Below are 22,546 nucleotides of genomic sequence, written 5' to 3' on the forward strand. Positions count from 1 at the left end.
GACACATGCGTACCTTGGCAAATTTGGTGATGGGGGTGGCGATGGCCCTTGCTGGCTGCGTGACGGCCCTGGCAGCGCCGCCTGACGGTTTCGTGGACCTGGAGGCGTATATCCCCGGCATTGTGGTTGAGGCCCGCTATGCGGGGAACCACAATTTTGTCGGCCAGCCGATTGACGGCTATGAGGCACCGAAGGTGTTTCTGAGTGTTGAGGCCGCAAATGCGCTGAAGACTGCACAGCACAGGTTGGCGGCACAGGGTATGACGCTGAAAGTGTTTGATGGTTATAGGCCGCAGAGGGCTGTGGACCATTTCATGCGCTGGGTTTCAGACGCCAACGATACAAAGAATAAGGCGGCCTATTACCCGGACGTCGCCAAGCACCGCCTGGTTCGGGAAGGGTATATCGCTGAAAAGTCCGGCCACAGCCGCGGCAGCACGCTTGACCTCACAATCGCGCACATCATGCCTGATGGCAGTGTTCAGGAGCTGGATATGGGCAGCCCCTGGGACTTCTTTGGGCCCATATCCCATCCATCCTCAAAGGCTGTCAGTGATGATGCGCGCGCCAACCGGATGCTGTTGCGGATGTCCATGCTGGCGGCAGGCTTCAAGCCCTATGAGGCCGAGTGGTGGCATTTCACGCTGACGCGAGAGCCGTACCCCAATACCTACTTCGATTTTCCTGTGGAGTAACGCCATGACACCAGATGACACCTTGATGCGGCAGATGCGGCTTCTGGAGGAAGCACTTGCCGATGCAGAAGTGCGGGCATCACGTGATGCGATGGCCTCCCTGCTGTCCGACGGGTTTCGAGAGTTTGGTGCGTCAGGCCGGGTTTTCGGCAAAGAAGAGATCTTGGAGTTGCTGGCCAAAGAACCTGGTGGCGACAGCTATCTGGTTGAGGAGCTGAACGTGACAAGGCTTGGCCCGGAAACCGCGCTGGTGACTTACCGTATACCGCCACGCATGGTGGCGGGGTCTGAGCGGGCTGCCTCGCTCAGAAGCAGTATCTGGCGTATGGAAGAAGGCGTGTGGCAGCTGCTGTTCCACCAGGGCACAAGGCAGCCGGTAGCCTAAACGGTTTTGGCCAGCTGCCGCATATAGGCCTTGCCCGGCATGACAAGGTTTTCCGCCTCGTCGCGGGTGTAGCGTTCCAGCAGCTCAGTTTGCGTCATATAGCCGGCACCGTCGCGGATATCCGCTTCAATCGCGGCCTTCAGGCCAAACGGGTTGCGGGTCTCAATGGCCTTCATGATCTCAACGTGCCGGTCCGTGACATAATGCTTTTCAAGGTTCGCCAGCGCCAAGCGGTGCAGCGGCCCCAGTTGCAGCCAGACGCGCTCAATCATCGGCATGGTCACGGGATGAGGGTGGGCCAGGTAAAGCGCGCGGTGGAACGCCTGGTTGCCAAGGATGATGCCCTGGGCATCAGGCCCTTCGAACGCCTGGTTCTGTTCTTCGTTGAGTTCACGCAACAGCTCCAGCCGCTCGTCTGTCACATAGGGCAGGGCGCGTTCCGCTGCGTGCACTTCCAGCATGATCCTGAGTTCCAGCAGTTCCGCCAGCTTGGCAGGGGTCAGGTCGGGCACCATGATGCGGCGGTTGGACTTCAGCTCGAGCGCCCCTTCGCTCGTGAGGCGCCTGAGCGCTTCGCGGACCGGCATGGCCGATACATCCAGCATTTGGGCGATGCCGCGGATTGTCAGGGCGCGGCCAGGCTGCACCTGGCCGGACATGACTGCGAACCGAAGGGCGCGATACACCCATTCCTGGGCAGTTTCATTGTCTACCCGGTCCAGCCAGTCGAAATTGAAGTCATTTTTGCTCATAGGCTCCTTCTTACGCAAGAATGGCAAAGCCAATCAAGGAAATAAGCGCGCCCACGACCGCATAGGGAAGTTGCGTTAGCGCGTGCTGGATGGAAGTGGTGCCGCAGCTTTGAGCTGTCAGGACGGTGGCGTCAGCATAAAGGCACGCGTGGCTGCCGAATGTGCTGGCAGACAATGTTGCCCCGATCACCAGCGGGATACTCGCGCCCGTGGACAAGGCCAGGTCTGCAATGACGGGCAGGGCAATGACAAACATGCCCCAGCTGGAGCCTGTCGCAAAGGCGATCAGGCCCATCACCCCAAACACGATGAAGGGTAGGGTGGTTGCCGTCATGAAGGGCGTGGTCAGCTCAAGGATATAACTCGTCAGGCCCAGCTGCTCATTGACATCCTTCAACATGTAAGCCGCAAAAATGATCGCCAGAGCCTCAACCATGATCTTGAAGCCGTCAATGATGGTGTTGAACGTATCGTGATGGTCCAGAATGCGCAGGCCGATCACTGCCAAGGTCATCAGCGCCAGCGTGGCATATACGGCTGGCAGGAAATCCATGTCGTAATAGATGGTGAAACCGACAAGGCCCACAAGCGGCAAAACAAACAGCCACAAGTTCCGTTTGACGCCTTCTTTTTCGACGATGGTTTCGTTCGCGGCCTGTACATGTTCCGCGCCGGGGGGAATGGACTGGCCATATTCTCGCGCCCGGTATTCGGCTTTCTTCATCGGCCCCAGAAGGGGAAATTTGCCTGCCGCCACCAGCGGAATGATGAAAATTGCGATCCAGGGGTACAGCATGTAGGGAATGCCGGAGATATAGGTCCACAGGCCCTGGCCTTCAGCCGCAAGGCCGTTTTCTTCCAGCAGTTTGGCGAAAAAGACCCCCCAGGTGCTGAGCGGGATAATCACGCTGACAGGCGCTGCGGTGCTGTCGATCACATAGGCTAGCATCTCGCGGCTGACGCGGTATTGGTCTGTGATTTTACGCATCGCCGCGCCGGCGGTGATGCTGTTCAGATAGTCATCAACAAACAGGGAAATGCCAAGGGCCCAGGTTGCCATCAGCGCACTGAAGCGGCTTTTGACCCTTTTGGTGACGAATTGGACGAAGGCGGCGAGCGCTCCTGTTCGGATCAACAGCCCGATCAGGCTGCCCATGGCGCCACACACCAGAATAACCCAGATGAGGTCCTCGTCTGAGAGCACGCGCATGGTGGTTTCGGCAGTGACGATGACGAAATCACCACCATCAAGCATGACGATGCCAACGACAGCGCCTATGATCAGCGCCTCAATGGGCCGCCTGATGGTGACCGCAAGCACAAGAACCACAAGTGTGGGGATCAGCGTGAGTATGCCCTGGTGGCTCAGTTCCGCCGCTGTTTCCATTTAATCGTCTCTCCCAAAAAAATAGGGCGCAGCCTGTTGGCTACGCCCAAATCGGATTTGCTTAAAGCTGCACCCAGGTGGTTTTGAGGTTGGTGTATTTATCGAGCGCATGCAACGATTTATCACGCCCAAAACCACTTTGTTTATAGCCGCCAAACGGGATCGACAGATCACCGGTCGGGTCCCAGCAATTGACCCAGATGGTACCGGCCTGAAGCGCGCGTGCCATGCGGTGGGCGCGGCTGATATCCTTGCTCCACAGGGCGGCGGCAAGGCCATAGATAGTGTTGTTGGCAATCTCGATCGCTTCTTCTTCGCCGTCGAATTCGATCACGGCCAGAACGGGGCCGAAAATCTCCTCGCGGGCGATGGTCATCTCTGGCGTCACGCCGTCAAAGATTGTCGGCTGAACGAAATAGCCGCCGGTCTCGGTGCGTGCGGCAGCACCACCCGCCACCAGTTTGCCGCCGTCCTTGCCGGCTGTCTCGATATATCCCAGCACGCGGCGGTACTGGCTGTCGTCCACAATAGCACCCAGGTTGGTCGCAGGATTAAGTGGATCGCCCGGTACCCAGCTTTTGGCGGCTTCAAGCACTTTGTCCATGAACTTGTCTTTGATCTTCCTGTCCACCAGCAGGCGGGAACCTGCGGTGCAGACCTCCCCCTGGTTGAAGAAGATGGCGCCGGCTGCTGCCTGTGCGGCGGCGTCCAGGTCAGGGCAGTCGTCCATGATGATGTGCGGGCTTTTGCCGCCGCACTCAAGCGCAATGCGCTTCAGGTTCGACTGGCCCGAATATTCCATGAAATATTTGCCAACCTGTGTTGAGCCAGTGAAGGCCAGCCCGTCCACATCCATATGAAGCCCAAGTGCCTTGCCCGCCGTGTGGCCAAGGCCGGTCACCACGTTGAAGACGCCCGCAGGGATACCTGCTTCTTCTGCCAGATCCGCGATCCGAAGTGCCGTCAGGGGTGATTGCTCGGCCGGCTTCAGGACAACCGAGTTGCCGGTCGCGAGGGCAGGGCCCAGTTTCCAACAGGCCATCAGAAGCGGGAAGTTCCAGGGAACAACCGCGGCCACAACGCCGATGGGCTCCCGCGTGATCATGGCGAGCGCGCCAGGGTCGGTGGGGGCGATTTCGTCCAGCACCTTGTTGGCGGCTTCACCGTACCAGCGGATGGAGTTGACCGACGCCGGAATATCGATCGATGTGGCGTCAGAGATGGGCTTGCCCATATCAAGGGTTTCCAGCACCGCCAGCTCGTCGGCGTGCTTTTCCATCAGCTCCGCCCAGCGGATCATCACTTTGCCGCGCTCGGTGGGGTGCAGGTCTGCCCAGATGCCGCTTTTGAACGCGCGGCGGGCCGCAGCAACAGCCTTGTCCACGTCCGCCACATCGCAGGATGCGACCTTCGCCAGAACCTCGCCGGTTGCCGGGTTGATGGTCTCAAATGTCTCGCCAGAGGCCGCGTCTGTGCGCTTGCCGTCGATATAGGCCTGGGTGTGGATCCTGGCGTCCTTGGCCTTGGCCTGCCAGTATCCGAGTGTTTTATCCGTCATGGCAAACTCCTTACATTACGCCGATTTCTTTGGCTGTCAGGTCCAGCGCAAGGCGGGCCTTGGCAACCAGTTCGTCAATTTCATCGTGGGTGATCACCAGTGGCGGACACAGGATCATCGAGTTGCCCACATGGCGCATCACAAGGCCGTTGCCAAAACAGTGTTCACGGCATTTGAAGCCGACATCCAGCTCATCTGGGAACAGCTCTTTGGTTGCCTTGTCCTTGACGATCTCAATCCCGCCCAGAAGGCCGACAGTACGCACCTGCCCAACCAGCGGGTGGTCCGCAAGTGTCTCAAGCTGCGTGCGGAAATAATCGATCCGTGCCTTGGCTGCATCCGTGCCCACCAGGCCTTCACGCTCCATGATTTCAATATTCTTGAGCGCCACGGCGCAGGCCACAGGGTGGCCGGAATAGGTGAAACCATGCACCATCTCGTCGTCGCTTTTGGCAATCTCGCGGGCGATGTCGCCGCCCATGGCCACAGCGGAAATCGGCTGATAGCCGGACGACAGGCCTTTGGCCATGGTGATGATGTCAGGCTGGATGCCATAGTAGGTGGAACCGAACCATTCACCTGTGCGGCCCCAGCCGGTGATAACTTCGTCACACCAAAGAAGGATGCCGTATTTGCGGCATAGCGCTTCAATACGCGGCCAATAGCCTTCCGGCGGCGGCATCATGCCGCCAGCGCCCATCACGGGCTCACCCACGAAGGCAGCGACATTCTCCGGGCCGATCTCAAGGATCTTGTCCTCAACCGCCTGGACGCACTGGTCGCAGAACTCTTCCTCGCTCAAGTCACCACCGAACTTATAGTGGTGCGGCGTCGGGCCCACATGGTGGATGCCTTCAATCGGCAGGTCGAACTGCGGGTGCATGCCGGTGAGGCCCGAAAGCGAAGCTGCAACGGTCGTGGAGCCATGATAGGCCCGTTCGCGTGCGATGAATTGCTTGCGGTTCGGCTGGCCCTTCAGGTTCCAATAGTATTTTACCAGCTTGTAGGCGCTGTCGACGGCTTCGGAACCGGAGCAGGCAAACAGTACCTGATTGACGTCACCCGGGGTTTTCTCCGCAATCTTGGCCGCAAGCTCGGTGGCGTACGGGTTCGACGTCATGAAGAAGAGGTTATAGTAGCTGAGGCCCCGCATGGCTTCGGCGGCTGCCTGAACCATTTCTTCATTGCCGTAGCCGATCTGGGCGCACCAGAGGCCAGCCATGCCGTCCAGGATTTTCTGGCCTTCGCTGTCCTCGAGATACACGCCCTTGGCGCCGGTGATCATGCGTACACCGCGTTCACGCAGGCCTGGGTGGCTGGTGAAGGGATGCAGGTGATGTTCTGCGTCCTGGCTCTGCCAGAATTTGGTACGATTGCTTAACTCAGTCATAACTTACACCGTCAGTAGGAGGTACTTCGTTTCCCAAGGGCTCAGAACTGACGAATAGCTGTCATATTCCATTTCCTTGGCATCGAGATAGGTTTCCACGAAGGCTTCGCCGAAGATTTCGCGAATTGCCTTGCTTCTGCGCATATTTTTCATGCCTTCAAGGAAGTGCCGTGGCAGCGCCTTGCCGCGCGCTTCATAGGCAGAGCCCTTGAATTCCGCCAGCGGCTCCAGGCCTTCTTTCATGCCCAGATAGCCGCAAGCCAGCGACGTTGCGATGGCGAAATAGGGGTTGGCGTCAGAGCCCGCGATGCGGTTCTCAACCCGGCGGCCTTCCTTCGGCCCACCCGGTACGCGGAGGCCCACAGAGCGGTTTTCCCGGCTCCAGTGGGTGTTGGTCGGCGCCGACCAGGCCATGGAGAAACGGCGGTAACTGTTCACAAACGGCGCAAACAGCGGCATCGTTTCGTGCAGGTATTTCTGCAAACCGGCGATATGGCTCAGGAACAGATCTGAATGGCTGCCGTCTTCATTGGCGAAGATGTTCTTGCCTGTCTTGATATCCACCACCGACTGGTGGATGTGCATGGCGCTGCCATAGCTGTCAGGGTAGGGGCTCGCCATGAAGGTACAGAACATATTGTGACGAATGGCGATTGCCCGAAGGATGCGTTTGAACAGGAACGACTGGTCAGCAACCTGAAGCGCTGGGCCATGGGTCACGTTAAACTCGAACTGGGCCGGGCCGGCTTCGTGGATCAGTTCGTCCACATCAATGCGCTGGGCCTCGCACGCGTCATAGACATCGTCGAAATAGGCGGCATATTCGTCCAGGCTGTCGATCGAATATGGGGCCGAACCAACGTCACGGCGGCCAGAGGCGCCAACTGGAGAAATCGGTAGAGATTCAACGTCTTCCTGGCGATCGATAAGGTAAAACTCGAACTCTGGCGCAACGATTGGCTGCCAGCCTTCGTCCTCATAAAGCTTGAGGATGCGTTTCAGGAGCTGACGTGGTGAAAAAACACATGGGTCGCCGTTTTCAAGTTCGGCATCGCAGATGACTGCGGCCGTTGGTTCCGGTTGCCAGGGCGTCGTGCACAGCGTGTCCAGGTCCGGCGTCAGGATGACGTCGCGCTCTGTTTCCGACAGATGATCATTCAGGGCATAGTCCCCTGTGATGGTCATGCCGAACACACTTTCCGGCAGCTTCAGGCCGCGGGACTTGATGCCTTCGATAAATTTGGTGCGCGGCATGGATTTACCGCGGGCAATACCCGCGTTGTCCGCCACCATACATTCGATGTCGTCGATGTTTTCAGATTTCAGCCAGTTATCCAGCTCTTCGATGCGCTTTGCATCATACATAGATCACCTATGCAGGGCCCATTGCTGGGCCGTGTCCTTCTCTATAAGGTTCTCTTGGTCTTATGCCCGCGAACGGCGTCGCCGAACGCGTTAAAGATCTTGGTGGAAGGCTGATCATCCCAGGCCTTCCATTCCGGGTGCCACTGGACTGCCAGGGCAAATTCTTTAGCGCCGTCCACTGAGACGGCTTCAATGGTTTCGTCGTCGGCCAGCGCCTCAATGCTCAGGCCGGGCGCAAGGTCCCGGATGGCCTGGCCGTGCACCGTGTTGACCATGAAGCGGCTTTCGCCAGTCACGCTTGCCAGCAACCCACCTTCCGTGGTGCTGACAGCGTGGGCATGGCCGTACTGGACATCAATCGGGGCGTTCTTGTCTTCCCGGTGGTCCATCCGGCCTTCAATCTCGTGAACACGCGGATAAAGCGTGCCGCCCATGGCCACATTCAGTTCCTGCAGGCCGCGGCAGATGCCCAGCATGGGCACGCCAGCGTCCAGCACGGCTTTCACGAGCGCCAGTGTGTTCTTGTCGCGGCGCGGGTCTTCATGTTCGCCCTCGGGCGCAGGCTCCTCGCCATAATGATGGCGCTGGATGTTGCTGTAGCCGCCGGTGAACAGAATGCCGTCAGCGATGGCGAAAATATCCGCCGCGGCAATCGGGTTCTCAAGCGCCGGGATCAGTACCGGTGTCACGTCCGCACAGCGCACCAGTGCCTGGACATATTTATCCCCAACCTGATGGTAGATATGCGGCCCTTGCTGGTTGGTATCGCATACGATGGCAACAATCGGCTTCATGCTGCGTCTCCGGACTCGGTTACAAGATCATCTTCTGCTGGCGTCGATTCGTGCCATTTGAAGAGGTTCATTTCGATGAAGAAGAAGGCCAGGATCCACCAAAGTGAGTCTAAGAAGCCAACAAGATCACCCAGCCAGCCCCAATAGACACAGCACGCGATCAGGGTAAGGTACAGTACCGCTTTCAAAGCGCCGTTCCATTTGTAGAGTTTCTCCGTTAGCTCACCGCGCAGTTGCAAGAAAATGTCTATCCACAGCACGAGAACGATCAAGAGCCATGTAGAGGCATTCACAACATCGAGAACAGCCAGTTCTTCGAGGAAGTAAAGATTGTTGCCGTCGGTTAGCGCGTTGTAACCCTCATGGTAGAAAAGTGAGCTTGAATCGATGCTGCCGCAGTTCTGTGCCGTAAGATCGGCAAATTCATACAGGTCCAGCGCAAGCGAGGATACGCTGCCCACTGCCGCACAGGCAGTGCCTTCTGCATATGGTATGAAGTTCATGACTTCATTCATATGACTGATATAGCCAAGAAGAGCCTGGGTGATCAGGACGTAGCAAACGCCAGCAATCAGGTTCAGGGTCCATTTGACTGGACCTTTGAGCTTCTCATCTGGGATGATGTAGGTCTCAAGCTCGAAGGTCAGCAACAATACTAGCCAGGCGAAACTGTCAGTCGACTGGGAAAAGGCATCGATAAGCATGCCAAAACCCACGCCATCTGGAAAGCGCACTGTCGCAGCGATATATTCTTCCCGCACGAAATAGACGAGGTTGCCGAAAATGAGCGTATAGATGGTGTATTTGAAAACCTGAAACAGGGTTTCCGGTTTCATACCCAACACTCGTCGCTCTGCGGTCATCAATAAATTCCCCACTTCCCACCTAAGCCTTTTCTATATTCCAAGTTTGTCCCGCATCGAGTACCACCAGCAGCCAAGGGTGCTCAAGGGTACACTAAGAAGCTGTCCACCGGGGAAGCTTCTTGCCGGCATGCTTTCAAACACATCGAACGCCGTCGCGTCGCCATGCAGCGCGTGCGCCACAAGCCGCCCCATCATGTGGGAGCTGGTCACGCCGTGGCCACTGTAACCATGGGCGAAATAAGTGCCCGTGCCAAGCCGCCCGACATGCGGCAGGCGCGACCATGTCAGCGCGATGTTGCCTTGCCAGCCGAACTCAACCTTCAGGTCCTTCGTGGCCGGGAACAGGCGTTCCATGTTGGGGCGCAAGGCTTTTTCAACGTCTGCCACATCTTCGCCGCCATACACGGTGCCGCCGCCGAACAGCAGGCGTTTGTCTGCAGTCAGGCGGAAATAATCGAGCACATAGTTGGCGTCCTCGACGCACATGTCTGTGGGTAGAATGTCGTTGGCCATTTTATCGGAAAGCGGCTCGGTCACAATGATCTGCGTGCTGGCAGGCAGGATTTTGGGGTAGAGCTGTTTCACGGTTTTTCCGAGATAAGCATTACCTGCCAGAACAACATATCGGCTTTTGACCGAGCCGCCTTCCGTGTGCACAACGGGGGTTTCTGCCTGATGGTCCACTTCAGTGACACGTGTCTGTTCGAAAATGCGGGCGCCCAGACTTTCGGCAGCCTTGGCTTCGCCCTGCACCAGATTGAGCGGATGAATGTGGCCGCCTTTATGGTCAATCCAGCCACCGACATATTTGTCTGTGCCCACATGGTCACGGATCGCGTGGCTGTTCAGGATTTCAATGCCGTTCCTGCCGCGGCCGGCCCACATGTCCTTGACGTCGCTCATGCCGCGCAACTGCTTGTTGGTGCAGGCGGCAAGGACAGAGCCATATTTGAGGTCACACTGAATGCCGTAGCGGCTGACAAGCTCGCGGATCACATTGCCGCCTTCAAGAGCGAGGGATGCGAGCGCGCTGGCGCCTTCCGGCCCCACGGTTTTTTCGATATACTCGATTTCGCGGCTGAAACCGTTGATGATCTGGCCACCGTTGCGGCCCGAAGCGCCCCAGCCAATCTTGGCGCCTTCGAGAATCACCACATCATAGCCAAGCTCAGCCAGCGTTAGGCCTGTGACTACGCCGGTGAAGCCGCCGCCCACGATGCAAACATCGGCTTCGATGTCGCCTGTCAGGGCAGGGCGATCCTGCGTGTCGTTAGCTGTTGCGGCATAATAAGAGCCGGTATGATTGGTTTGTTGCTGCACGAATACACCTGTAAGCAAAAATGGGTAACGCGGCCCTTTGGCCGATAACTTGGCAATAAAGTGATCACATTTTTTAAAATGGGTCAAGTGAACTTTTATGATGCTATATAAACAGCAGAATAAAGGGATTTTTGGCCCCTTTGACGAGGCTTGTGCTTCGGCGTAGAAGCAAAAATGTCCTGCCTGTGTTGACACTAATCATATTTTGTGATCACATTGTCTCGTGCCTAGAGGGCTGTCGCTGCTGGTGGCGTGAACAATGTGTTCTAAGTAAACTGTTCAAGCTGTCGGTCAGCGACACTTCCTTTAGGTATTAATAGTGGGGATATTTTGTGATGAAACTGAGTGATCGTGCCTTACTGAAGGACAAGGGCTATATTGACGGTACCTGGGTGGATGCCGAGAGCGGTGAAACGTTCGAGGTAAAGAACCCGGCGACCGGCGACGTCATTGCCACGCTTCCTAATATGGGGGCGGATGAGACCCGTACAGCGATTGAGGCTGCAGAGGCTGCTTTTGCCGATTGGCGTGGCCGGGTTGCGGCAGAGCGGTCCCGTGTTCTGAAGAAATGGTATCAGTTGATCATGGATGCGCAGGAAGACCTGGCGCAGATCCTGACGGCTGAGATGGGCAAGTCGCTGGCGGAAGCGCGCGGCGAAATCGCATACGGCGCCAGTTTCATTGAATGGTTCGCGGAAGAAGGCAAGCGCCTCTACGGCGATGTGATTCCCCAGCATCAGGCTGATAAGCGCATCATTGTGTTGAAACAGCCGATCGGTGTTGTGGCGGCCATCACGCCCTGGAACTTCCCGAATGCCATGATTACCAGAAAGGTGGCGCCTGCACTTGCAGTAGGCTGCCCCGTGGTGGTGAAGCCAGCGGCAGAGACGCCGCTGTCGGCGCTTGCGCTGGCGGAGCTGGCGGAACGCGCCGGCCTGCCCAAAGGCCTGTTGAATATTGTTGTAGGCAAGAAATCCCGCGACATCGGTGGTGAAATGTGCGCCAACGAGACGGTGCGCAAGCTGACCTTCACCGGTTCGACCGAGGTTGGTCGCGTGCTGATGCGCCAATGTGCGGACGATATCAAGAAAGTATCGCTGGAGCTGGGCGGCAATGCCCCGTTCATCGTGTTTGACGACGCGGATATCGATGCGGCGGTTGAAGGTGCCATGGCGTCCAAATACCGCAACTCCGGCCAGACATGTGTGTGTGCCAACCGGCTGTATGTTCAGGCTGGCGTCTATGATGAATTCGTTGAAAAGCTGTCTGTTAAGGTTGCCGCCATGAAAGTGGGCAACGGCACGGAAGAAGGTGTGGCACAGGGGCCGCTGATCAATGAGGCGGCAATCGAGAAAGTTGAAGAACACATCACAGATGCGCTCGATAAAGGAGCGGCGCTGGTGGCTGGCGGCAAGCGCCACGAGCTTGGCGGCAGCTTCTTTGAGCCGACCATCCTGCGCGATGTAACGCGTGAGATGAAAGTGGCGCGCGAAGAAACCTTTGGCCCGGTGGCGCCTGTCTTCAAGTTTGAAGACGAAGCTGATGTGGTTGCTCAGGCCAATGACACGGAATTTGGTCTGGCGTCCTACTTCTACGCCCGGGACCTGTCACGCGTTTGGCGCGTGGCCGAGGCACTGGAATACGGGATGGTTGGTATCAATACCGGCATCCTGTCCACCGAGGTGGCGCCCTTTGGCGGTGTCAAGCAATCCGGCCTGGGGCGTGAAGGATCGCGCTACGGGATCGAAGATTATGTTGAAGTGAAATATCTCTGTATGGCGGGGATCTAAAGTGAGTAGTTCAAGTATGCCAGTTGGTGAGGAAATTAAGTCCTTTTTGAAGGACAACCCGGATATTGAAGTGGTGGAAGTGCTGATCGCCGATATGAACGGCATCTTCCGCGGCAAACAGATGCCTGTGTCCGGCCTCAAGAAGCTGGCGAAAGCCGGTGTGCCTTTCCCAATCACAACCACCTTCCTGACAACGAACGGCTCGAATGCTGAAGCCATTCTGGATGACTATGGCAGTGACCCGGACAGGATTTGCATGCCGGTTCCAGGCACGCTGAAGCGCGTGCCCTGGGCCTCGCGTCCGACGGCCCAGATTCTGGTGACCATGCAAGACAGTGACGGTGCACCTTTCTTTATGGACCCCCGCAGTGTGCTGCAGCGCGTGCTGGACCGCTATGCCGAAAAACGCCTGCGCCCCGTGATTGCGCTTGAGTATGAATTCTTCCTGTTTGAAGCAGGCTCAGTGCCGCCGGTGCCGGTGTCGCCACCAAACGGCATGTCCGCCGCAAGCGGCGCCAACTGCTACAATATGGACGTCTATTATGATTTCGAAGGCCTGATGCAGGAAATCGAGGAAAGCTGCCGTGCGCAGGGCCTCGATGTCATCGGCCTGGTGTGCGAATACGGCAACGGCCAGTTCGAGGTGAACCTGCAGCACACGTCCGACGTGGAAAGGGCGTGTGATGATGCGCTTCTGCTGAAGCGTGCGGTCAAGGCTGTGGCGCTGAAGCACGGCCTGCTTGCCAGTTTCATGGCCAAGCCCACCTATGATGAAGTTGGCAATGGCCTGCATGCCCATGTCAGCGTGCTTGACGCTGACGGCAACAATATCTTCGCGGGTGAGGGCGGTGAAACCAAGCTGAAGCGTGCGGTGGGTGGCCTGCTGGAGACCATGCCTGAAGCCACCGCATTCTTTGCGCCCAATGCCAACAGTTACCGCCGGTTTGACCCAGAGTGGTTCGCGCCCGTGGTGCCGAACTGGGGCGAAAACAACCGCCGCCTGAGCGTGCGCTTGCCGCTTTCGGACGATGCCAATCGCCGGTTCGAACACCGTGTGTGCGGCGCGGACGTATGCCCACATCTGGTGGTGGCTGCGATCCTCGCCGGCGCCTTCCATGGCCTTGAGGAAAAAACCGATCCGGGCGAGCCGCTGGGGGAGTTTGACCTGGTGGATTTCGACGGTGTCCTGCCGTCCCGTTGGCTCATTGCACTTGACGTGCTTGAGAAGGGCAAGGTGATGCCAGAGTATCTTGGCAGGGATTTCGTGGATCTTTACCTGCGCATCCGCCGGTCCGAGGAGGAAGAGTTCCACCGTCAGATCAGCGTCGCAGACTATGAACAGTATTTGAGAATTATCTAGAGGACTTATGCGTATTCGCGATTCTATCCATAGCGACCAACTGCCGCCATCCTATTATACGGCGACCTGCAATGACCTGAAGCCCTTCAGCCGGCTTGAGGGCAACATGAAGGTCAATGTGTGCGTGGTCGGCGGTGGTTTCACTGGTGTGGCCGCAGCACTCCATCTGGCCGAACGAGGCTATGAGGTGGCGCTGGTGGAACAGAACCACATTGGCTGGGGTGCCTCGGGCCGGAACGGTGGGCAGGTGATTGGCGGCTATGGCCCCGAACTGTCGAACCTGTCGAAAATCGAGAAGGTTTTCGGCAAGGATAACGCCCGTGCAGCCTGGAACATGGGTGTCGAATGTGTCGACATCATCAAGGGCTGGGTAGAGAAATACGACATCGATTGTGACCTGAAGTGGGGCTATTTCGACGCTGCGATGAAAGAGCGCGACATGGACGAACTGAAGGAAGCCATGGATACGCTGGTCAGCTTCGGTTACGAGCCCGAGCAGAAAGTGATCGAACGCGACCAGGTGAAGGACATCGTGGGGTCGGACCGCTATATCGGCGGTGTGACGAACATGGGTTGGGGGCACTGCCATACGCTCAATCTGGTGCGCGGCGAGGCCCGGGCGGCAGAAAACCTGGGTGTGAAGGTTTTTGAAAATGCGCGCGTGTCCAAAATGGATTACCAGGGCGACCAAGTGCTGATCGACATGGACACCTGCCGCATCACGGCTGATATCGTGGTGCTGGGCGGCAATGCCTATCTGGGGCGGCTGGTGCCAAAGCTGGCGTCTCGTGTGCTGCCCGCAGGCAGCTATATTGTCGCCACCGAGCCCCTGACCGACGAACAGGTGGCCAGTGTGCTGCCGTCTGATTATGCCGTATGCGACCAGCGCTGGGCGCTCGATTATTTCCGCCTGTCGGCTGATAAACGGCTGCTGTTTGGCGGCCTTGCGACATATTCGGGCCGGCACCCCCGTGACATCGAGGCCGCCGTTAAGCCCAACATGCTCAAGGTGTTTCCGCAGCTTGAAGGCGTCAAGGTGGACTATAGCTGGGGCGGTTATATGGGCATTGGCCTGAACCGCATTCCGCAAGTGGGCCGAATTAAGCCAAACGTCTATTTTGCCCAGGCATATTCGGGCCACGGTGTGGCAGCAACGCATATGTCGGCAAAATTGATCGCCGAAGCGATCGCAGGACAGTTCGAACGCTTTGATATCATGGCAAAAATCAAGCATCCTCCATTTCCAGGGGGGCAGTTATTCGCACAGCCCCTGCAGGCCATTGGTATGGCCTATTATCGAATGAAGGACGCGCTAGGGTAGGATCATGGCTTCAAATACCGGCACCATTGGCATGAAACCGACAGGCGCTGCCCCACGAGAGATGGGGCAGGCGGATGTGGCTAAGTTCCTGCGCCGGGGATATCAGGCCTTGATGCGCCGCGATTTCACTGAGGCGGGTAACTGCTGCAGTCTGGTGCTGAAGTATCACCCAAAGCTTGTCGAAGCCCATTTTCTGGTGGGGCTGGTGGGCATTGAAAGCGGCGACTGGACAACCGCCCGCCGCGCTTTCAAGAATGTCGTGTCTTTGGATGACAAGCATGCCGCAGGCTGGGCCCAGTTCGCGCGCTGTTGCGCCAAGATGGGCCAGTTCACCATGGCTGAGAAGGCCGTCATCAACGCAGAAGAGAATGATCCGACCGATCCCCTGGTTCTGGATGTGATCGGCAATGTGCATAGCCTTCTGGGTGACCAGAAGACCGCGTTGGTGTGGTTTGACAAGGCCAAGGCGGCAGGCAAATCTGCTTTCTTTGACCTGAGCCGCGCCAAGGCGCTGACGTTCCTGGGGCGCCTGGATGAAGCGGGCGCAGCCTTGAAGGCCGTTTTGGCGGAAAAGCCGGATGACGGCATGGCGCACTGGATGCTGTCGCGCCTTGGTAAGGCTGAAGACGAAAATCATATCGCCGAGATGCAGAAGATCGCGGACCGCATGCCATCGGGCCACCCAAGCCACGCGTTCCTGAATTATGCCATCGGCAAGGAATATGAAGACCTTGAGGCCTGGGATGACGCCTATACGGCCTACGAGGCAGGCGCCCGCGCCCGCCGCGCCGCCGTACCGCATGACGAGCAGGCGGAGGCCGAGTTGTTCGAAGCGCTTGAGCAATCTTTTGACAAAGCCTGGCTTGATGGTATCGGCGAGGGCGCTTCAAGTGACGCTCCGATCTTCATCGTAGGCCAGCCCCGCACGGGCACCACGCTGGTGGAGCGTATCATCACCGCCCACAGTGACGTGGAATCAGCTGGTGAGCTGCAGCAGTTCACCATGGCTATCAAGCGCCAGCTTGAGATGAGCTCGCCAAAGCCGATGACGGCGGACATCATCAAGGAAGCCCCCAAGCTGGACGTCAAGGCGCTGGGTGAACTGTATCTTGAAACGACAAAGTCGGTGCAGCCTGACGCAAAGCATTTCATCGACAAGATGCCGGTGAACTATATGTATCTGCCGCTGATCGCAAGCGCGCTACCGAACGCCAAGATCATTCATATCGTGCGTGACCCGATGGACAGCTGTTTCGCAAGCTACAAGCAGCTGTTCGCCGAGGCATACTATCATTCCTATGACCAGCAGGAGATGGCGCTCCATCATGTGCGTTACCGCAGCCTGATGGGCCGCTGGCGTGCGCTATTGGGCGACCGCATTCTGGATGTGGCCTATGAGGACGTGGTGCAGGACCTGGAGCCCAATGCCCGCCGCATCATCGATTTCCTTGGCCTTGACTGGCAGGACGCATGCGTGGAATTCCACAAGCAGGACGCGGCGGTCACGACCGCAAGCGCCGCGCAGGTGCGTGAGAAAGCCCACACCCGGTCGGTTGGGCGCTGGAAGAAGTTTGAGAAGAATTTGAGCCCTATGATGCAGGTGCTCAAGGACGCCGGGCTTGAGGTGGAGCCCTAGTACAACTGGGTGACTGAACGGCAACGCCGCCGCTTCCGCACCTTTGGTTAAACATGAGAGCAGCAGGTTTGGAGACGGAACATGTTGCTTAAAACACCCCGACAGATGTCGGGCCATTCCTTAGGGGAGGAGCAGAAAATGAAAACTGTCCATAGAACCCGCAATCGAGCCCTGGCCACAGGTGCGTCACTTGGCGCCATCCTATTTGCCAGCGGAACTGCGTTTGCGCAAGACACCGACAGCGGCGGTCTGTCGCTTGAGGAAATTGTGGTAACGGCGCAGAAACGGGCCCAGTCCACGCAGGACGTTCCTGTTTCCATCACGGCCTTTGATGCGGCCTTCACCAAACGGGTGAACCTGGATGACGTGAAAGACCTGGTAAAATTCGCACCGGGCTTTTCCGGCGACAGTAAAGACAGCTTCATCGACTATATCAACATTCGCGGTATCTCCACGAATGACTTTGGTGTCGGCGGTGACCCTTCTGTCGGCTTCTTCAAGAATGGCCTCTATCAGGGCCGCAACGGGGTTGTTGTAACCTCCATGTTCGATATGGCACGCGCCGAAGTGCTGCGCGGTCCACAGGGTTTCCTGTTTGGCCGTAACGCCATCAGTGGTGCCGTGAGCCTGCATACGCAGAAGCCGAACTTCGATGAAAACGACGGCTATGTGGAAGTTGGCCTTGGCGAGCGCGGCATCTTTGAAGCCGAAGGCGCGATCAACCTGCCGATGTCCGATAATTTCGCCCTTCGCCTCGCGGCCTACCACAGCGAGGAAAACGGATATGTGGACAACACATTCGCACCAAATGACGACAAGCTGGTGTCGCACGACAAGTCCGCCTTCCGGGCGACAGCTGCTGTTCGCGGCGAGAGCTGGGATGCCACTTTCATGGCGGAATATGAAGACCGCGACCAGTCCGGCTCCATTTACCGCCTGATCCGTGACGATGTTCCGGAAAATGATGGCTTCTCGATCGTCCAGCATCTGAAGAACGTGCTGGGTGAAGAGAATGTCCTGCCGGGCGGTAACAAACGTGATGTGGGCGCCGACCAGAAGCTGGGTAACTATGACCGCGGTGAGATCCTGTCACTGAGCGCGGAATTCAACGTGGATCTGGATTTTGCCACGCTGACGTCCCTGACGGGCTACAAAGACCACGACTATGAGTATGCGGAAGACTTCGACGGCATGCCGATCGGCTTCAACGACTATGGTCAGGTCCAGAGCGGCGACTATTTCGAGCAGGAGCTGCGCCTGGTCTCCAATGGTGACGGGCCGCTGAGCTGGTACGCTGGTGTGTCATACTACAAGGAAAACATTGACGCCCACTTCGACCAGCGTGGTGACGAAGAAGTCATGTGTCAGGTTTACTACTACTATAGCTGTGCGGAAGTGTTTGCTTACTATGAGTATGGCGAATTCACGCCGAATGCTGTTGGGCTCCTTGAATCGAACGATGTGTACGGCAAGTTCGAAGGCTGGGGCGCCTATGTTGACCTGACCTACGCTGTGAACGACAAGTTCGAAGTTGGCATGGGCCTCAGGTACAGCAAGGACACCAAGGAATTCGGCAACTGGATTCTGCCGGTCGAAAGTGACCTCGGTCCTTTCTGGGCGTTTGGTGTTACCACCGACGGTTTCGTGACCGGCAAGAGCTCCTGGGATGATTTCACCCCGCGCTTTGTCGCCCGCTATCGTCCGAATGACGACTGGATGATCTATGCCAGCGCCACGCGCGGCTTCAAATCAGGCGGCTTCGGTAGTTTCGCAGTAGAAGCGGATGATGACGACATCACTGATGATCTGGTGGCCGAAAACGCAACCCTCAACCAGTTCGAGCCAGAGACTGTCTGGTCCTACGAATTGGGTGTGAAGGGTGACATGCTCGACCGCCGTATCCGTATGGACATGGCCGTGTATCACTACATCTACAAAGACCTGCAGCTGAACTATTTCGACAAGGGCACGCGGGTAACCAACGTGGGTAAAGTGAAAGCAACCGGTATTGAAGGTACGGTTCAGGCGATCCTTAGCGAAAACTTCGACCTGTTTGTCTCATCATCCTACAACGACAATGAGATCAGCGATGTTGATCCGGTTGTTGCTGAAGGTGTTGACGGCAACACGCTGCCGGGTACGCCGAAGTTTACCTTCTCTGGCCTCCTGGCCTACCACCGGGCAATTGGTGATAGCGGTGAAGTCAACGCGTCCATCGACTGGCGGACGCAGACCAAAACCTATGGCGGTCTCGATAACATCGATATCTACGCCCAAGAGGGTTGGTCTGATTTCTCGGCCCGTGTTGGGTATGAAAGCTACAATGGCTGGTCTGTTGTCGCATACGTCGAGAACATCTTTAACCGCATGTATTATGACGGCACAGCCGAAGGCGGGGACTTCTTCCCTGGCCACGGTTTCGGTATCAGCCGTCCACGGACGATTGGCGCCAAGTTTACCTACCGCTTTGGCGGCTAGGGCTTACGCCTAACTGATTGTAACTAAAAGATTATCATTTTTCTGGAGGGGCCTGCGGGCCTCTCCATTCAGATGAGGTGTGTCATGAATGACCAAAGTAAACGAGTGAATGACGACTTGGCCGCCTATTGGATGCCATTTACGCCAAACAAGGATTTCAAGGCCAACCCGCGCATGCTCGAAAGCGCTGACGGGCTTTATTATAAAACAAGCGACGGGCGCGAGGTGATCGATGGGTCGTCCGGCCTGTGGTGCTGTGCGCTGGGGCATAATCACCCGAAGGTGGTTGAAGCCATCAGGGAACAGGCCGGCGTGCTGGATTATTCCACAGCCTTTGCCTTCGGGCATAAGGGCGCGTTCGAGCTTGCCAACATGCTGAAGGCCACAATGCCAGGCAGCCTGGACCATTTCTTCTTCACCAACTCGGGTTCCGAATCCGTTGATACGGCGCTCAAGATCGCGCTTGGGTACCACCGGCTCAGGGGCGAAGGCCAGCGCACGCGCCTGATTGGCCGCGTGGGCGGTTATCACGGTGTTGGCTTCGGCGGTATCTCGGTTGGCGGCATGGTGAACAACCGGAAATTTTTCGGCTCCCTGCTGCCGGGCGTTGATCACCTGCCGTTCCCCTATGACCCAAACACCATGTCCATGAGCCGGGGGCAACCGGAAGGCGGCGCCCATCTGGCGGACGAGCTGGAAAACATCATCGGCCTGCATGACCCGAGCACCATTGCAGCGGTCATCGTTGAGCCGGCTGCCGGGTCGTGCGGTGTCTATATTCCGCCGAAGGGCTATCTGGAGCGCCTGCGGGAGATCACCAAGAAGCACGGCATCCTGCTGATCTTCGATGAGGTGATCACGGCTTTCGGGCGCCTCGGATATGCGTCAGCTGCTGAACGCTTCGGCATCGAACCGGACTTGATCACCACAGCCAAGGCCATCAACAATGGTGCTGTCCCAATGGGTGCCGTGGCGGTGCAGAAGGAAATCTACGACACCTTCATGGACGAAACCAAAGCGGGTGTGGAGCTGTTCCACGGCTATACCTATTCCGCGCACCCGCTGGCGGTCGCGGCGGCCATCGCAACCCAGAAGGCGTACGTGGAAGAGGGCGTTTATGAAAATGTCCGGGCGCTCGAGGGCTATTTCGAGGACATGGTCCATGATCTGGCTGAGGCCGAAACGGTCACAGATGCCCGGAATCTGGGCTTCATGAGCGCGCTGACGTTCGCCCATAAGGACAGCACGCCGATGAAGCGAGCGGGCGAGATATTCCAACGGTCATACGAGAATGGCCTGAAGGTGCGGATGAGTGGTGACCACATTGCGATCGCGCCGCCCCTGAATATATCCAAATCAGATATTGACAAGATTGGTGAAATCATGCGGAAAACCATCAACGAGGTTGGTTAGTATCGCGAGATTTCATGGTCAGAAAACATGTCAAAAGGGTAATGCCTGCCACGCGCATTGGACGCATTGTGGTGGGCATTCTTCTTATTTTGGGGGGCTTCCTAGGGTTCTTGCCGGTCCTGGGCTTCTGGATGGCACCTCTTGGGCTTCTGGTTCTGTCTGTTGATTTCCCGGTCGTCCGCCGGTTCCGGCGCAAGTATGAGGTCAAAATTGGCCGCTGGTGGGATGCGCGAAAAGCCAACTATAAGAAATCAAAAAAACATAATGGCGAGGATGCCCCAAAATGACTTATGCAATCAGCTATGATGATATCTTAAGTGCCGCAGAACAGATCAGGGGCGTGGCGGTCCGGACGCCGCTGATCGAAAGCCCGACGCTGAATGCGCGCGTGAGTGGCCGGGTGCTGATCAAGCCTGAAAACCTGCAGCGTGTTGGCGCTTTCAAATTCAGGGGCGCCTATAACCGCCTGTCGCGTTTGACGGACGAGGAAAAAGCCCGCGGTGTCGTGGCTTTCTCTTCTGGCAACCACGCCCAGGGCATCGCCCATGCCGCTGAACTGCTGGGTATCAAGGCCACCATCGTGATGCCGAAGGACGCGCCTGAACTGAAGTTGGCCAACACTCGGGGCTATGGTGCGGACGTGGTTCTGTATGACCGCTATAATGAAAACCGCGAAGAGGTTGCGGCCCGCGTTGTGGGCGACAGCGGTGCCACGGTGGTGCCGCCCTATAACGACCCCTTCATTATGGCGGGGCAGGGCACGGTGGGCCTTGAAATCGCCGAGGACCTTGAGGCCATGGGCATCACGCCTGACCAGGCGGTGATCAACTGTGGCGGTGGCGGCCTGTGCTCGGGCGCCTACATGGCGCTCTATAAGCATTTCCCGGGCCTGGACGGCTATGTGGTGGAACCTGAAGCCTTTGACGATGTGACCCGGTCGCTCATCAGCGGCACCATTGAGCAGGTGGATTTCGGTGCGCGGTCTGTTTGCGATGCGCTTTTAACCCCCAGCGCCGGGGACCTGACGTTCCCCATCATGAGGGATCTGGGACTCAAGGGCGTGACCGTCAGCGACGATGAGGCGCTGGACGCTGTGGCCTATGCGGCGATCAGCATGAAGCTGGTGGGTGAACCTGGCGGCGTGGCTTCCCTGGCGACGCTTCTGGCGGGTAAAGTGGCCTGCCAGGGTAAGACAACAGTGATCGTGATCAGCGGCGGCAACATCGAGCCGGCGCAGTTGCAGGCGTGTCTCGAAAGAACTGTGTCATAAGGTCGCGGATAGGGCTTGGCCTCGGGCGCTGGTTGCGCTATAGAGCGGTCGAGATGGTTTAAAGGCACGCTGCAGTGCCAGTCTATTGGAGCTAAAGTGATGGATATCAAAGAACAGGAACGGACGTTCGAAGGTTTCATGAAAGCGACTGTACGCGGTACTGCTGCTGTTGTTCTGGTTATGGCGCTTCTGGCGGCTTTCGTTGCCTAAGGCCTGACGCCAATACCCAATAAAAAAGCGGCCCTGGTGGCCGCTTTTTTTTATGCTTGAAATATAACGCTCCGGTGCCTTAGTGGCGCGGGATCGCCTTCAATTCATAAAGGCCTTTGTCCAGCTGGCCAAACAGTTCCCCCACATCCGGGTGGTTCACTGGTTCGTCTGAATCGTCCGCTACCAAATTCTGCTGGGATACGTAAGCTTCATAGCTTGAATCCTCATTTTCAGCGAACAGGTGGTAGAAGGGCTGTTCCTTGGCCGGGCGGATTTCTGCCGGGATGGATTCCCACCATTCCTCGGAATTGGAAAATTCTGCGTCCACGTCAAAAACCACGCCGCGGAATGGGAAAAAGCGGTGCCGAACCACTTGGCCAATCGTGAACAGAGGGTTTTTCGTTACTTTTGGATCATACTGCATTTTAGCTTCCGACTCCTTTACTGATGCGTCAGATAGGCATCTCAGGCACCTTTGTCAACAAAGCTTGCAATTTATCGCACGCAAGCGTCACTCTAGCGCACATAAGTTGGCAAAAGCTTACCAAGCCCTAAG

20 protein-coding genes are annotated in these 22,546 nt (G+C 57.2%); 11 read left to right on the forward strand and 9 right to left on the reverse strand.

The window, feature by feature from the left end; all coding sequences use genetic code 11:
* The first annotated feature begins 5 nt into the window (after positions 1-5).
* Together KORLAC_RS09015 and KORLAC_RS09020 are read left to right on the forward strand one after the other, a co-directional pair.
* The gene (locus KORLAC_RS09015; RefSeq protein WP_068305646.1) at positions 6-695 is read left to right on the forward strand and encodes a M15 family metallopeptidase; all 690 of its coding nucleotides are present in this window, start codon (positions 6-8) and stop codon (positions 693-695) included.
* 4 nt (positions 696-699) lie between these two features.
* Positions 700-1,080, forward strand: a complete 381-nt coding sequence (locus KORLAC_RS09020; protein ID WP_068305649.1) for a nuclear transport factor 2 family protein — start codon at positions 700-702, stop codon at positions 1,078-1,080.
* On the opposite strand, the gene KORLAC_RS09025 is transcribed toward KORLAC_RS09020, so the two are convergent.
* The 8 genes from KORLAC_RS09025 to KORLAC_RS09060 all read right to left on the reverse strand — a co-directional run bounded on the left by KORLAC_RS09025 (position 1,077) and on the right by KORLAC_RS09060 (position 10,512).
* Positions 1,077-1,832 carry a GntR family transcriptional regulator gene (locus KORLAC_RS09025; RefSeq protein ID WP_068305651.1) on the reverse strand — a complete coding sequence of 252 codons (756 nt, stop codon included), beginning with the start codon at positions 1,830-1,832 and terminating at the stop codon, positions 1,077-1,079. The genes KORLAC_RS09020 and KORLAC_RS09025 overlap by 4 nt on opposite strands.
* Before the next feature lie 10 nt (positions 1,833-1,842).
* A complete protein-coding gene (locus KORLAC_RS09030) occupies positions 1,843-3,219 on the reverse strand; it encodes a Na+/H+ antiporter NhaC family protein (protein ID WP_068305652.1) in 1,377 nt (458 codons plus the stop codon).
* A gap of 61 nt (positions 3,220-3,280) precedes the next feature.
* A complete protein-coding gene (locus KORLAC_RS09035; RefSeq protein ID WP_068305654.1) occupies positions 3,281-4,777 on the reverse strand; it encodes an aldehyde dehydrogenase in 1,497 nt (498 codons plus the stop codon).
* A 10-nt stretch (positions 4,778-4,787) separates the two neighbouring features.
* The gene (locus KORLAC_RS09040; RefSeq protein WP_068305656.1) at positions 4,788-6,167 is read right to left on the reverse strand and encodes an aminotransferase; all 1,380 of its coding nucleotides are present in this window, start codon (positions 6,165-6,167) and stop codon (positions 4,788-4,790) included.
* A 3-nt stretch (positions 6,168-6,170) separates the two neighbouring features.
* Positions 6,171-7,532 (reverse strand): glutamine synthetase family protein, encoded by a 1,362-nt coding sequence (locus tag KORLAC_RS09045; protein ID WP_068305659.1) that lies wholly within the window; start codon positions 7,530-7,532, stop codon positions 6,171-6,173.
* Positions 7,533-7,573: 41 nt separating this feature from the next.
* Positions 7,574-8,326, reverse strand: a complete 753-nt coding sequence (locus KORLAC_RS09050) for a gamma-glutamyl-gamma-aminobutyrate hydrolase family protein (protein WP_068305662.1) — start codon at positions 8,324-8,326, stop codon at positions 7,574-7,576.
* A complete protein-coding gene (locus tag KORLAC_RS09055; protein WP_068305664.1) occupies positions 8,323-9,189 on the reverse strand; it encodes a hypothetical protein in 867 nt (288 codons plus the stop codon). Before KORLAC_RS09055 ends, KORLAC_RS09050 begins: the two co-directional genes overlap by 4 nt.
* A 33-nt stretch (positions 9,190-9,222) precedes the next feature.
* A complete protein-coding gene (locus KORLAC_RS09060) occupies positions 9,223-10,512 on the reverse strand; it encodes an NAD(P)/FAD-dependent oxidoreductase (protein ID WP_068307095.1) in 1,290 nt (429 codons plus the stop codon).
* Between the two features lie 335 nt (positions 10,513-10,847).
* Here KORLAC_RS09060 and gabD point away from each other — a divergent pair, with 335 nt between their 5' ends.
* The 9 genes from gabD to KORLAC_RS18670 all read left to right on the forward strand — a co-directional run bounded on the left by gabD (position 10,848) and on the right by KORLAC_RS18670 (position 21,990).
* Complete coding sequence (gene gabD, locus KORLAC_RS09065; RefSeq protein WP_068305667.1) at positions 10,848-12,302, forward strand: NADP-dependent succinate-semialdehyde dehydrogenase; 1,455 nt, start codon at positions 10,848-10,850, stop codon at positions 12,300-12,302.
* A 1-nt stretch (position 12,303) separates the two neighbouring features.
* Complete coding sequence (locus KORLAC_RS09070; RefSeq protein ID WP_139167434.1) at positions 12,304-13,662, forward strand: glutamine synthetase family protein; 1,359 nt, start codon at positions 12,304-12,306, stop codon at positions 13,660-13,662.
* Between the two features lie 7 nt (positions 13,663-13,669).
* Positions 13,670-14,983 carry an NAD(P)/FAD-dependent oxidoreductase gene (locus KORLAC_RS09075; protein WP_068305671.1) on the forward strand — a complete coding sequence of 438 codons (1,314 nt, stop codon included), beginning with the start codon at positions 13,670-13,672 and terminating at the stop codon, positions 14,981-14,983.
* 4 nt (positions 14,984-14,987) lie between these two features.
* Positions 14,988-16,619: a tetratricopeptide repeat-containing sulfotransferase family protein gene (locus tag KORLAC_RS09080; RefSeq protein WP_068305673.1), complete on the forward strand. Its 1,632-nt coding sequence runs from the start codon at positions 14,988-14,990 to the stop codon at positions 16,617-16,619.
* Between the two features lie 138 nt (positions 16,620-16,757).
* Positions 16,758-19,097, forward strand: coding sequence for a TonB-dependent receptor (locus KORLAC_RS09085; protein ID WP_068305676.1), 2,340 nt, complete (start codon positions 16,758-16,760; stop codon positions 19,095-19,097).
* Between the two features lie 84 nt (positions 19,098-19,181).
* Entirely contained in the window at positions 19,182-20,510 is a 1,329-nt protein-coding gene (gene aptA, locus KORLAC_RS09090; RefSeq protein ID WP_068305678.1) for an omega-aminotransferase AptA, read from the forward strand.
* A gap of 131 nt (positions 20,511-20,641) precedes the next feature.
* Entirely contained in the window at positions 20,642-20,797 is a 156-nt protein-coding gene (locus KORLAC_RS19080; protein ID WP_241493396.1) for a hypothetical protein, read from the forward strand.
* Positions 20,794-21,780: a threonine ammonia-lyase gene (locus KORLAC_RS09100; protein WP_068305683.1), complete on the forward strand. Its 987-nt coding sequence runs from the start codon at positions 20,794-20,796 to the stop codon at positions 21,778-21,780. The genes KORLAC_RS19080 and KORLAC_RS09100 overlap by 4 nt, the downstream gene beginning before the upstream one ends.
* Positions 21,781-21,879: 99 nt before the next feature.
* Positions 21,880-21,990, forward strand: coding sequence for an aa3-type cytochrome c oxidase subunit IV (locus KORLAC_RS18670; protein WP_074519303.1), 111 nt, complete (start codon positions 21,880-21,882; stop codon positions 21,988-21,990).
* Positions 21,991-22,069: 79 nt separating this feature from the next.
* Here KORLAC_RS18670 and hspQ read toward each other — a convergent pair whose 3' ends face one another.
* Entirely contained in the window at positions 22,070-22,414 is a 345-nt protein-coding gene (gene hspQ / locus KORLAC_RS09105; RefSeq protein ID WP_068305685.1) for a heat shock protein HspQ, read from the reverse strand.
* Between the last annotated feature and the right edge of the window lie 132 nt (positions 22,415-22,546).

It is taken from the genome of Kordiimonas lacus (assembly GCF_001550055.1).
GTDB classification, from domain to species: Bacteria; Pseudomonadota; Alphaproteobacteria; order Sphingomonadales; family Kordiimonadaceae; genus Kordiimonas; species Kordiimonas lacus.